A 12,500-nucleotide genomic window follows, 5' to 3' on the forward strand; every position below is an offset into this window, starting at 1 on the left:
TTAATAGCCTTTTAAATAGCTTAATAAGAATAAGTTTTATTGCCATATGTCATAAGAAAGTGTGATTAAAGCTCATTGATAATCTCTTAAAGGTAAAATATAAAAATTATTAATCTTTAAGTTTTAGTATTTAACGGACTAACAATGGCAAAGAAACCCTCACAGGCCTATGTACGCTGCTTTTGGCCAGGAAAAATGCAGTTACTCAATGGTCAATATCTTCCCCTTCATTGCACTCATATTTCGAATAAGCAGGTAGAGGTTGAAATTCCCAGAGCGTTAGTGGGTTCTCCTAGAATCATGCTTGAATTAGATGCCCTTCATAATGGAAGTAGTCGCCGCATTAAAGCCATTTGCGGCATGGATTTGGATGTTTTAAACGAGCACGATAAGCACTATATCAAGTTACATTTTGAACATATTAGCCAAGAAGACAGCGACTTTATCGAACGTTTTGTCATGGCCCATGCCTAAACATTAAAGCATTGAAAATACTATCGGGAACGAAAGTGATGAGCAGTTTCGACTGAATACTGCTCAAACTTGTTAATTAGCTAGCTTGTAATAAAGGCTCTCTATTACGTTTTTGGTGACTGATTATGTAAACCCCCAAAAACACTAACATCAACGCATCTACCGCAATAATGACATAAACTAATTCGAGAGATTGTGTCACATCGTAAATATAACCAGCCAGTAAATTACCCACTGTCCCGCCCAGGCCAAAAGTCACCATACAGATGCCGTTAATTTGCATGGTAGCGGTTGCCCCAAAAGACTGACTAACCCAACCAGCAATCACACCCCACATAGGGAAATACATCAAACCATAACCAAACCCAGCAACGGGAGCAAATACAGCAGGATCGTAAAGAAACGCAAGAATACAGACAAAAAAAGCACAGAAAATTAGCATTAACGCACTTGAATGACCTTTAGTATCCGCAAGTTTGCCCACTAAAAATCCAGCAAACATGCCACTAATACCCGCTGTTGTCCAAGTATAACCCCCTAGTTCTGGCGCTAACCCTAAACTGTCTAAATAAGTATTGAGCCAGTTAGCAAAAGGCATGGTCGCAAACCCCACCAACAAGCAAACCAGACACGCAAAAAATGCCACCTGATGATGAATGACTGTCCTTAACAAGGTTTTAAATGAAAGTGGCTGATTAGCTGAAGGAACAAAACCTTCAGTTATAGATGCTAACTTAGTTTCGCTTCGCTTAAGTTTTAACAGCAAATAACTCGTCAAGCCCATAACCAGAGCGCCAAACAAGGCTGCAATTAACCAACTGGCCTGCCAGCCTAGCAAGGGCACAATAAAAAGGATCAATGCTCCATTAATTGCATAACCCCATGCGGTACCACTGGATGCCGTCGTTAAATAAGTAGCGCACTGGCTAGGGTTTGCATGACGGCTGATAATTTCAACAATCGTTCCCCAACTTATTGAGGCACACGCTGCCAATACAGTCAGCAGGGCAATAATAAGAACAGGGTCTTCAATCATTGAAAGACAAAATAATAAGGACGTTGTGGTCAGACCCATTATGATTGAAAGCCTTGAAGTGCCAACTCTGTGGCCTATCACGCCGAGAAGCAGCGCTCCAGCGAGGTAAGCAATTTGCGTTAGAGCGCCCACAAGTGCAAGGTGCCAATGACTAATAGCGATATCATCTCGCATCATAGGCACAAGTGCGGCAAAAAGAAAAAGCCCAAATCCATGGCTTAAGACCTGGTTTAAAGCAAATACAAGTGCCATAAACATAGTTAAATTCCCTCATCAACATAATGTATTTAAACTGACTGATCTCTTTTTAAATACGCTGGATAAACGTTTCAGATCTTGCCTTAGGGCAATCTGTCATTATTCGCTTTTATGAGGAGAAGATAACTCGGATCCCGACCTAGTTTTATATTTGAAAGACAAAAAAGCGGCCAAGAAGAAAAGAATGTTCGCGGAAGAAAGTAAGTCACGCCAAAGTAGAAATTAGGGAGAAAAGGAGGGAAAAGAACAGGCATGGAGAAACCATGCCTGCTTTATCATTTATCTAGCTTGAAAGAGTATCTTCAAACAATTGCAGTAATTTTTCGCTATCAACTTCCATACAAATTTGAGAGGTTGGGATATTTTTCCAAGCTTTTGCTGGGAAGAATTTACCTTCTGGCGCGACAATCGTTTGTCCAATCCCAATCCCTTCACATGCCACTCGTACAGTACCCAACTCCAAGCCAAAGAGCTCTGGCTGTAATACATAAGCAATGGTAGATGCGTCATGGAAGTAGCAGCCTTCTACGCCAAATGTTTCACCATAGAAATTAATGTAATGCTGAGCAGCTTGCATCAAGAAATCCCCTTCAACAGGGTTTGCTTGTTTGATACGAGCAAGTCTTTCATTATCTAGCAGCACCTGATGGGTTACATCAAGACCTATCATGGTAACTTGCCAGTTAGCGGTAAATACGATATCAGCCGCATCTGGGTCATTAATGATGTTTGCCTCAGCAACAGGGGTGACATTGCCATACTCAAGATGAGCGCCGCCCATGAGCACAACTTCGTCCACCAGACCTGCAATTTCTGGGTCAAGTTCAAGCGCTTTAGCCAAGTTACCTAATGGCCCTAAAGCAACAATAGTGACTTCACCTGGGTGCGCTTTAACTGTATTGACAATAAATTCAGCGGCACTTTCAGCAACTGGCGACTTAGTAGAAGCAGGCCAATTAATATTGCCAAACCCATCTTTTCCATGCACAAAGTCAGGGTGTGGAAGCGGATCTCTTGCTAAGGGTAGTGCGACACCTTTAGCAACAGGAACAGAGACACCAGCTACTTCATTTAAAGTTAATGCATTTTCTGTGGCCTTCTCAACTGGCACATTGCCAAAGGTGGTTGTCAAACCTAGTACTTCGATCCCTTTTGCTTTGTAGGCAAAAAATATCGCCATAGCATCATCGATACCTGGATCTGTATCTATAATAATTTTGCGTGACATTTCCCGTTTCCTCTTTTTATCTCACTATTCTGTTTAACGGCTTTTTTATGCTAGCCGGCTAAGCGATTAGGCCTGTTCTTGTAAAAAATCATCAACTTCTTTCACACTTGGAATAGCAGGCGCTGCTCCCATACGTGTGACACAAATAGCAGAAGCAGCACAGCCACGCTGCATGGCTTGCGTCATGGTTAACTTATTAGTTAACGCAGCAAGGCAAAAACCAATGAAGGTATCTCCGGCTGCGGTTGTATCTTTTGCTGTTACTTTAAATGCAGGTACAAATTCATCTTGCCCCGCATTTAAATAACGCACACCATCACTGCCCAGTGTCATCAGGATGGCTAAGTCAGAGTAGGTATTCGCTAAACTTTGCTTTGCGTCATCAATGCTAGTGACTTGCATTAAGTCCATGGCTTCAACTTCATTAACAATCAATAAGTCTACACAAGCAAGCACAGAGCGGGTCAAATCAGCATCCATAGGCGCAGGATTAAACGCCACCTTAATACCCAATTCGTGAGCCTTCTCTATGGTATAAGTAACAAGGTTAGTTTCATTTTGCAGCAATACCCAATCATCAGAGCTTGCTTGCGCTAAAACCGCGTCAACTTGCTTTTCAGTCAAAGCATGGTTAGCACCTTGGAATAAAATAATGGCATTTTCAGCATCTTTATTAAGCTGAATAATCGCATGTCCAGTAGCCTCTGGAACTTGTGCAATTAAATCCGTATTCACACCCAAATCTGACAGTTGCGTCAGAATCTCTTGATTAGCACTATTGATAGCGCCAACATGCTTAATATCTGCACCTGCTTTTGCCAAGGCGACCGATTGGTTCGCCCCTTTTCCGCCTAATAATAATTGGTACTGGGTAGAGGCCATGGTTTCACCAGGTCGAACAAAATGATCAACTTGGTAAAGGTGATCCAAATTGATCGAACCGAAATTATAAATAGTCATGGCGCACATCCTCTTTATTATCTATGCGTTTAAAAGATGTTATTTTCTTACGAATAACAAAAGTGTATAAATTGAAACATTAGTTTTAATAATACTCAAGTTCAAACGCTTGAGCACTTAAAAAGAAAAACGCCTCGTTATCTTTTACCTATTGGTATCAGTAACGAGGCGTTTTGATTACTTGCAACCTTAGGCTACAAGCATCGGCTAGCTTGCTTTTGGCAATCGAGCCTTAATAGAACTTATTCTTCATCTTTAAGAAAAGAACGTCCTTTTTGAGCAGCAATACGCATACGAAGCGCGTTTAGCTTAATAAAGCCTGCCGCATCTTTTTGATCGTAAGCACCCGCATCATCTTCAAATGTTGCAATAGAGCTATCAAACAGGCTGTAAGGAGACTGACGGCCAACAACAATCACGTTACCCTTGTACAGTTTAAGACGAACTGTACCAGTCACAAACTCTTGAGATGCATCTATCATAGCCTGCATCATCTTACGCTCTTCAGACCACCAGAAACCGTTATAAATCACTTTCGCGTAACGCGGCATCATCTCATCTTTCAAGTGAGCAGCTTCACGGTCTAGTGTAATGGATTCGATTGCACGGTGAGACTTAAGCAAGATGGTGCCACCAGGTGTTTCATAACAACCACGTGCTTTCATGCCAACAAAACGGTTCTCAACGATATCAGCACGGCCAATACCATTGGCGCCACCAATCTTGTTTAGTTGCTCAAGAATCGTTGCAGGTGATAATGCTTCACCATTAATAGAAACCGCGTCACCTTTTTCGTAACCGATTTCAATATAAGTTGCTTCATCAGGTGCATCTTCTGGCGATACAGACCAACGCCACATGTCAGATTCAGCTTCTGTCCATGGATCTTCCAACATGTCGCCTTCATAGGAGATATGCAGAAGGTTAGCATCCATAGAGTAAGGCGATTTTTTCTTAGTCGTAGAGAAATCTACTGGGATCTCATGTTTTTCACAGTAAGCCATCAAAGTCTCACGTGAAGTTAGATCCCATTCACGCCAAGGCGCAATCACTTTTACGCCAGGCTTAAGTGCATAAGCGCCTAGTTCAAAACGAACCTGGTCATTACCTTTACCTGTTGCGCCGTGAGAGATTGCATCCGCACCTGTCTCGTTAGCGATTTCAATCAAACGCTTAGCGATAAGTGGACGTGCAATAGAAGTACCTAGTAGGTATTCACCTTCATAAATGGTGTTAGCACGGAACATAGGGAAGACGAAGTCACGGACGAATTCTTCGCGTAGATCTTCGATGTAAATTTCTTTAATGCCTAACGCTTGTGCTTTAGCACGTGCTGGTTCAACTTCTTCACCTTGACCTAGGTCAGCGGTGAAAGTGACAACTTCGCACTGGTACTCTTCTTGAAGCCACTTCACGATTACGGAAGTGTCCAGGCCGCCAGAATAGGCTAAAACAACCTTCTTCACGTCAGACATTACTTACTTACTCCTAAATGAGATTCAACTTGGTGTTTTTGAGTAATTACAGGTCTCAAAATACGAAAAATTGAGTTTAATAAAATAGGGGCTTAGTGTATGACCTAGGCCTTGCCATAGCAAGCCTAGTTAGCTTGATGTAGACAGCATTTTTCATTCTTTTTTAAACACATTCAGTTAGCCTGTATTTTTATCAGACAAAAGATTCAGCATGTGAACGTATATTCAAAGCTAACATGAGGTAAAGTTAAGGAACCTGCGATTAAGTCACCTCTTCTCAGTCTTTACAGAAAAAGTATCACACAAGGCGTTACTTTGAAGTAATGTAGGTACCTTTCGAGAAGTGACAACACAGGGTGTTACTTTTTCTGAAAGACCCGAAGGGCGTGGTTTAAAAGCCCTACCTTTACGTTGAGGACCTTATCAATAGAATCACTATTAAGTTGCGCTCCTCGCCATAAATCTAGTTGCTTTTATCCACACGCTGAGGTGGGAGGACTTATTCGCAGGTTCCTTAACTTGCTCACCCTTTTATTAAAGTAATGAGAATACACAAGGTTTTATTTTCAAAAAGTAGGGGTGGGTTGTATTTGACACAATAAAATAGTGACTCAGCAGCCAAGCAAAGGGGAATATGATGGCTGCTGAGCACCAGTAGTCGCAATTTAACTCAAAGAATCAGGCGGCAACTTCACCTTTAATATTCTATTAGCGCAGTGAGTGGATGTTATGACATTTTAAACTCATCGCTGATAGCATTCTGACACAACAAACATTCTACTTACAAACATTATTAGCTATTTCTAAACAAAAAAAGCCAAGCTATAAGCTTGGCTTTTCCAGTAACGTATCACCTTGTTCTAATAAGGTATTAACGTTGGGAGATTGTCTCTTTTGCACGTGCCACTGCGGCGCGAACTTGAGCAGGAGCTGTGCCACCAATATGATCACGAGCAGCCACTGAACCTTCTAGAGTTAACACATCAAAGACATCCGCTTTGATCATGTCACCAAAGCCCTGTAACTCTTCTAATGTCATCTCAGAAAGGTCACGACCTTGCTCAACGCCAAAACCAACCGCTTTACCAACAATTTCGTGAGCATCACGAAAAGCAACACCTTGGCCCACTAAGTAGTCGGCTAAATCAGTCGCCGTAGAGAAACCTCGACGGGCAGCTTCATACATGTGCTCTTTACGGGATTCAATCGCAGGAATCATATCAGCGAAAGAACGCAAAGATCCTTTTAATGTATCAACCGTATCAAATAAAGGTTCTTTATCTTCTTGGTTATCCTTGTTGTAAGCCAAACATTGTGACTTCATCAAGGTTAATAAGCTCATTAGGTGACCATAAACACGACCTGTTTTACCACGTACTAGTTCTGGTACATCTGGGTTTTTCTTCTGGGGCATAATAGAAGAACCGGTACAGAAACGATCAGGTAGGTAGATAAAGTTAAATTGAGCGGATACCCAAAGCACCATTTCTTCTGCCCAGCGAGACATATGCATCATGATGATGGCTGCGGTTGAGGTAAACTCAATGGCAAAATCCCTATCACTGACTGAATCAAGCGAGTTATATGTTGGTCGTTCAAAACCAAGTAGCTCAGCCGTCATATTACGATCAATTGGGTAAGTTGTACCTGCAAGCGCCGCTGCACCTAATGGCAAGATGTTGATACGCTTACGGCAATCTAGCAAACGCTCGTAATCACGTTGAACCATTTCATTCCACGCCATTAAATGATGGCCAAATGTCACAGGCTGCGCAGTTTGTAAGTGAGTGAAACCAGGCATGATGGTATCAGCTTCTTTTTCAGCAAGTCTTAAAATACCTTGCTGTAAACGTGTTAGTTCTTCCAACAGGAAGTCCACTTCATCACGCATATAAAGACGAATATCTGTGGCGACTTGGTCATTACGTGAACGGCCTGTATGCAGCTTCTTGCCCGTAATGCCAATTTTTTGTGTTAAGCGTGCTTCGATGTTCATATGCACATCTTCAAGCTCAATCGACCAATTAAATTCGCCTTTTTCAATCTCTTCTTTAATTTCAGCTAAGCCTTGGATGATCTGATCACGCTCAGATTCGGTTAGCACACCCACACTGGCTAACATTTTTGCATGAGCTACAGAGCCTTGAATATCTTGAGCAGCCATACGCTGATCAAATTCAACCGATGCAGTAAAACGTGCAACAAAAGCATCAACAGGCTCTGAAAAACGTCCACCCCATTGCTGGTTAGTGGCTTTATTCGTGTCAGTCATTTATTCCTTCCCACATAGTTATTTAAGGCAAGCTTTTAAAGAGTGCAAGATTACCTGATCCAAGACTACTTATAAAGCACCATAAGGATGACGCTGTCTTCCATTCTTAGTATCATGTTCGCAATTTGGTTAGAGATGTTTTGATTTTCTCTAACATTCACCCCTATCAGCATCAGGATGCCTTGTGAAAGATAAAATCATCATCGCCACCCGTGAAAGCCAACTCGCCCTTTGGCAAGCCAATAATGTAAAAGATTCCTTAGCAGCACTTTACCCTGACATCCAGGTTGAGTTACTTGGCATGACGACAAAAGGTGACCAAATTCTTAATTCCCCCTTATCTAAAATTGGCGGTAAAGGTTTGTTCGTTAAAGAGCTTGAACATGCACTATTGGATGGTCGCGCTGATATTGCTGTGCACTCGATGAAAGATGTGCCTATGGCTTTTCCTGAAGGACTTGGTTTAGCCGTAATTTGTGAACGAGAAGATCCGACTGATGCCTTTGTTTCTAACAAATACGATAACCTCGCCTCATTACCACAAGGTGCCGTTGTGGGTACATCAAGTCTACGCCGCTCATCTCAACTTGCCCTAGCTCGTCCTGATCTTGTGATTAAAGATCTAAGAGGTAATGTGAATACTCGCCTGCGTAAACTGGATAACCAAGAGTATGATGCCATCATACTGGCAACAGCTGGTTTAATGCGCCTTGAAATGACAGATCGAATTAAAGAGCGTATTTCAGATCAAGACAGCCTACCTGCTGGCGGACAAGGTGCGATGGGGATTGAATGTCGTAGCGATGATGCTGACATGATCAAACTCCTTGCACCACTGCAGCACCAAGAAACCTACTATAGAGTGACGGCAGAGCGTGCAGTCAATGAAAGACTAAATGGTGGTTGCCAAGCACCGATCGCAGCCTTTTCATTATTAGAAGGGGATGAACTCTATTTAAGAGGGCTTGTGGGCTCTGTTGACGGCTCAACCATACTTCGTGATGAGATTCGTGGCTCAAAAAATGATGCCCATGCTTTAGGCGTTCAATTGGCCGAAAAGCTAATCGCGGCTGGGGCTGATACCTTGCTTGCTGAAATCAATAAAGATTAAACCTAATTTTAGGTAAATAATGGGGTATCCGTGTTTAGCCGATACCCTGTAAACAAGATAGGATCAAGATGCAGTTATCCGGCAAACATATTTTAATCACTAGGCCAGAACCAGAGAACACACTCAGTTGTGAACGTTTTCAAACATGGGGGGCCCATAGCCTGTCATTGCCTATGATAGAAATTGATGCCCTGACTGAGCAAAATGCCGCCATCCAGTCCCACATCTTCGATTTAGACCTGTATGACCAAGTCATATTTATCAGCAAAAATGCCGTACGTTATGGCATCGAATGGATCGAAGACTGTTGGCCCATGTTACCAGTCGGTATTAATTGGGTTGGCATAGGCAAAGGGACGACGGACTTTATTAATGAGCTTGGTTTTGACCTTGGTATAAAAGCACAAGAACATGCATTATCAGGGAACACTTCAGAAGCCCTTCTCAACCAAGAGTCAATGCAAAAAGTCGCAGGACAAAAGATTCTAATTATGGGAGGTGAAGGTGGTCGTACCAAACTTGCTGAAACCTTGTTGGAGCGAGGTGCCCAAGTAAAGCATCTTGCCCTATATTCTCGCAATAAAATTAACTATGATCTAGAACAGGTTGCCGAGGCCGAAAACTGTGAAGTAATATTGATTACCAGTGGCGAAGGTCTAGAAAATTTGGTTGATACCCTCTCCCAACATAATAAAAACTGGTTACATAAGCTCATACTTACCCCTAGCCAAAGAGTCGCGGATATGGCAATTGAACTTGGCTGGAAGAATGTTGTGAATGCGAATGGTGCCGATGACAACAGCATATATGCCGCCCTAACTCAGTTATAGGATTACTAGATGGCCGACCAAATTGACAATAAAGAACAAGATAAAGCGAATACAGACACCCAACACAAGACAGACTCAACCTCGCTTGAATCAAATACGTCAAGCTTGACACAAGAATCGACTATGACCTCTCAGTCTCCTGCCCAAAGCTCAAAACGCCCTAACAACACCCTTCTTTACGCCACATTGGCAGTGAGTTTAGGGGCTTTATCCTTAAGCGGCTGGCAATTTTATCAAGCAAGCTTAGAAGACTATGACGCTAAACTTAGCCGAATCAGCCAAAGTAATGCCAAACTAGAGACCATTTTGGCACAACAAACCCAAACACTGGCTCAGGTTGAACCGATTAAATCAGCAGTTAGCAAGGTCATTCCGGCACTTAAAAAGCTAGAAACCGATGATCAGAATACGCAAGAAAATACCGCTAAACTTGGCGCTGAAATTACCTCAGTACGCAAACAATTAAGCCGTTTAAAAAACACAAGTAAAGAAGACTGGAAGCTGGCTGAAGCCGAATACCTTGTCAGATTAGCCAATCAACGTTTATTAATGGAGAAAGACATTAATGGGGCAGAACAAATGCTTGTTAGCGCGGATGCCATTCTTGCTGAAATGAAAGATCCATTGCTGTTTGATACTAGGCGCGCCCTTGCAAAAGATATTCAGGCTCTCAAATCCACCCGTTCATTTGATTTAGAAGGTGTATATCTTCAATTAGAAGCCCTTTCCTCTCAAGTGAAAGAGCTTCCTCAAAAAGAAGCTAGCAAGCTATTCAGCCAAGCAGCAAAACAAGACAGTACTGATACGCCAGAACCAGAACTCTCTTATATGAAAGCGTTAGGTCAAGATATCTGGCAAACACTCAGATCTTTAGTGGTGATAAATTACAATAGCAAGCCCATCAAGCCGCTGTTGCCTCCTACCGAGTATCAGCAGCTAGTCACAGGGATTCAATTACAAGTCAACGTGGCACAACTGGCATTAATGAAGCAGGAAAGTAGCGTTTATCAGATTGCCCTTGAACATATCGCCAACGCAGTGAATGAACACTTTGATATCGATTCAGCAGGAGTATCAGGTTACCTCACCAGTTTAACCGCGCTACAACAAATCAATGTTTCACCTGAATTACCTCTTCCTCGTGATTCGCTCACCAGCATGCGAGACCTAATGCAAACTTGGAACGGTAAAGGCAAAAATAACCAAGAAGCCATTCAAGCCCCGGCCGAGACCTTAGGTATTAGCGCCGAGCAAGATATTGTGGCCAAACCGCTGGCTAATGACGTACCTGAACTTGAACCTGTCGACGCTAAGACAGAAGACGTGATATTAACCCCCTCTTCATCAGAAGCTCAGGCTAGAAGTGAGAGTGAATCTGTCATAGAAGACAAAAAAGGACTTTCGCCGACACCAACAGAAACAGAAACAGAAACAAGTACGGGCGAACCCTCTATCCCAGTCGCGCAAGAAAGCTTGGTAACACAAGAGAGCCCAGCAATAGCAGAAACGCCAGAGGCAACACAAACACAAGAAACACCTGAGAGCTTGCCAGAGGAGACGAGCCTATGAGACGTTTATTTTTAATCATTGTCTCTGTCTTGATTGTCGGTGGGACCCTTGGCATCTTGATGAAACAAGACACAGGCTATGTTTTATTAGCCTATGGAAACATTACATTAGAGACAAGCATTTGGGTATTTTCCGCTTTTATTCTGGTGTTATTATTTGTTCTAAGCTGGGTAAAGCGCATTTTATTTGCAAGCTTAAAACCCGGTAGTTCACTGGCTAAACTTACCGGCAATCTTCATCAAAAGCGCGCTTCTCGAAATACCATTCGAGGCCTATTAGAATTAGTCGGTGGCAACTGGTCCAAGGCGGAGAAACTGCTCACCAAAAGCGCCAGTAATGTGCCCTACCCTCTTATTAATCATATTGCGGCAGCATACGCTGCAAGTGAGCAAGATAACAACGAGCGTTCTAAAACCTTGCTACGTGAAGCTCATCGCTCGTCCCCTGAAGCAGAATTCGCCATTAGTTTTGCTCAAAGCCAAATACAAATGCGCCAAGGGCATTTTGAAAGCGCATTAGCCACCTTATTACGCTTGCATAAAATCCAACCCAAGCACAGACAAGTACTTAAAATGCTCGTCCAAGCCTATAGCCACCTAGAAGACTGGCAAGCACTTTTAAACCTAACCCCTTTACTGAAAAAAGAAGGTATTCTCAACGATAGCAATATGTTGGATTTAGAGAAAAAGGCCTTTAACGCTTTGCTTGAACACTTTAGTCATAAATCACTTCAAGGCCATAGCCATTCAGACATACTGAAAACTATCGATACCGTGTGGCAAAAACTAGATGGGCTTGAGGATGATGAGAATATGCGTATCACTTACGCTAAAGCCATGCTTGAGTTTGGTGACGAATCGAAAGCAGAAAGCTTTATCCGTAAGTGTTTGAATAAACTTTGGTCAGATCAACTGGTATTAGTTTATGGCCAAATTGAACATAAGAATGCCAAAAAAGCCTTACAACAAGCCGAGTCATGGTTATCAAAACACAAAGACAGCGCTGAACTACTACTCACCTGCGGCCGACTTAGTCAAATGCTTCAACTATGGGGCAAGGCTAGAGATTACTATCAGTCTTCTATTGATTTACAACCTAAACCTGAAGCTATCTCAGACCTGGGTCGTTTATTGAATGCTTTGGGAGATAATGAGGCAAGCCAAGCCTTATTCTTAGCCAGTTTAAATGCTCAGAATAAACAAATTCAAGAGTTGCCATTACCCAGTTTACTGAGTAAATCTAGCTAGCTATTCACAAACAATAGAAGGAGCATTCATGCTCCTTTTT

The 12,500-nt window shown here is 42.4% G+C and carries 10 protein-coding genes; 5 read left to right on the top strand and 5 right to left on the bottom strand.

Features of this window, described 5'->3' with window-relative positions:
- Positions 1–144: 144 nt before the first annotated feature.
- Positions 145–474, top strand: coding sequence for a hypothetical protein (locus tag MED121_RS03585; protein WP_009832242.1), 330 nt, complete (start codon positions 145–147; stop codon positions 472–474).
- 76 nt (positions 475–550) lie between these two features.
- On the opposite strand, the gene MED121_RS03590 is transcribed toward MED121_RS03585, so the two are convergent.
- From MED121_RS03590 to argH, 5 genes are all read right to left on the bottom strand, one after another.
- A complete protein-coding gene (locus MED121_RS03590) occupies positions 551–1,768 on the bottom strand; it encodes an MFS transporter (protein ID WP_009832243.1) in 1,218 nt (405 codons plus the stop codon).
- A gap of 283 nt (positions 1,769–2,051) precedes the next feature.
- The gene (locus MED121_RS03595) at positions 2,052–2,996 is read right to left on the bottom strand and encodes a nucleoside hydrolase (protein ID WP_009832244.1); all 945 of its coding nucleotides are present in this window, start codon (positions 2,994–2,996) and stop codon (positions 2,052–2,054) included.
- A 66-nt stretch (positions 2,997–3,062) separates the two neighbouring features.
- Complete coding sequence (locus MED121_RS03600; protein WP_036178658.1) at positions 3,063–3,956, bottom strand: ribokinase; 894 nt, start codon at positions 3,954–3,956, stop codon at positions 3,063–3,065.
- 242 nt (positions 3,957–4,198) lie between these two features.
- Positions 4,199–5,431 (bottom strand): argininosuccinate synthase, encoded by a 1,233-nt coding sequence (locus tag MED121_RS03605; protein ID WP_009832246.1) that lies wholly within the window; start codon positions 5,429–5,431, stop codon positions 4,199–4,201.
- A gap of 871 nt (positions 5,432–6,302) precedes the next feature.
- Entirely contained in the window at positions 6,303–7,703 is a 1,401-nt protein-coding gene (gene argH, locus MED121_RS03610; RefSeq protein WP_009832247.1) for an argininosuccinate lyase, read from the bottom strand.
- A 184-nt stretch (positions 7,704–7,887) separates the two neighbouring features.
- On the opposite strand from argH, the gene hemC reads away from it, so the two are divergent.
- The 4 genes from hemC to MED121_RS03630 all read left to right on the top strand — a co-directional run bounded on the left by hemC (position 7,888) and on the right by MED121_RS03630 (position 12,460).
- A complete protein-coding gene (gene hemC, locus MED121_RS03615; protein WP_009832248.1) occupies positions 7,888–8,814 on the top strand; it encodes a hydroxymethylbilane synthase in 927 nt (308 codons plus the stop codon).
- A gap of 68 nt (positions 8,815–8,882) precedes the next feature.
- Complete coding sequence (locus MED121_RS03620; RefSeq protein WP_009832249.1) at positions 8,883–9,644, top strand: uroporphyrinogen-III synthase; 762 nt, start codon at positions 8,883–8,885, stop codon at positions 9,642–9,644.
- Between the two features lie 9 nt (positions 9,645–9,653).
- The gene (locus MED121_RS03625) at positions 9,654–11,213 is read left to right on the top strand and encodes a uroporphyrinogen-III C-methyltransferase (RefSeq protein ID WP_009832250.1); all 1,560 of its coding nucleotides are present in this window, start codon (positions 9,654–9,656) and stop codon (positions 11,211–11,213) included.
- Positions 11,210–12,460 (top strand): heme biosynthesis HemY N-terminal domain-containing protein, encoded by a 1,251-nt coding sequence (locus MED121_RS03630; protein ID WP_009832251.1) that lies wholly within the window; start codon positions 11,210–11,212, stop codon positions 12,458–12,460. The genes MED121_RS03625 and MED121_RS03630 overlap by 4 nt, the downstream gene beginning before the upstream one ends.
- Positions 12,461–12,500: the final 40 nt, after the last annotated feature.

The organism is Marinomonas sp. MED121, assembly GCF_000153025.1.
Classification (GTDB): domain Bacteria; phylum Pseudomonadota; class Gammaproteobacteria; order Pseudomonadales; family Marinomonadaceae; genus Marinomonas.

What these genes read in the sequence shown, in the direction of transcription:
- MED121_RS03605 (WP_009832246.1), bottom strand. Translation starts at nt 5,431, where the DNA reads ATGTCTGACGTGAAGAAGGTTGTTTTAGCCTATTCTGGCGGCCTGGAC.
- MED121_RS03600 (WP_036178658.1), bottom strand. Translation starts at nt 3,956, where the DNA reads ATGACTATTTATAATTTCGGTTCGATCAATTTGGATCACCTTTACCAA.
- MED121_RS03585 (WP_009832242.1), top strand. Translation starts at nt 145, where the DNA reads ATGGCAAAGAAACCCTCACAGGCCTATGTACGCTGCTTTTGGCCAGGA.
- MED121_RS03625 (WP_009832250.1), top strand. Translation starts at nt 9,654, where the DNA reads ATGGCCGACCAAATTGACAATAAAGAACAAGATAAAGCGAATACAGAC.
- MED121_RS03595 (WP_009832244.1), bottom strand. Translation starts at nt 2,996, where the DNA reads ATGTCACGCAAAATTATTATAGATACAGATCCAGGTATCGATGATGCT.
- argH (WP_009832247.1), bottom strand. Translation starts at nt 7,703, where the DNA reads ATGACTGACACGAATAAAGCCACTAACCAGCAATGGGGTGGACGTTTT.
- MED121_RS03630 (WP_009832251.1), top strand. Translation starts at nt 11,210, where the DNA reads ATGAGACGTTTATTTTTAATCATTGTCTCTGTCTTGATTGTCGGTGGG.
- MED121_RS03620 (WP_009832249.1), top strand. Translation starts at nt 8,883, where the DNA reads ATGCAGTTATCCGGCAAACATATTTTAATCACTAGGCCAGAACCAGAG.
- MED121_RS03590 (WP_009832243.1), bottom strand. Translation starts at nt 1,768, where the DNA reads ATGTTTATGGCACTTGTATTTGCTTTAAACCAGGTCTTAAGCCATGGA.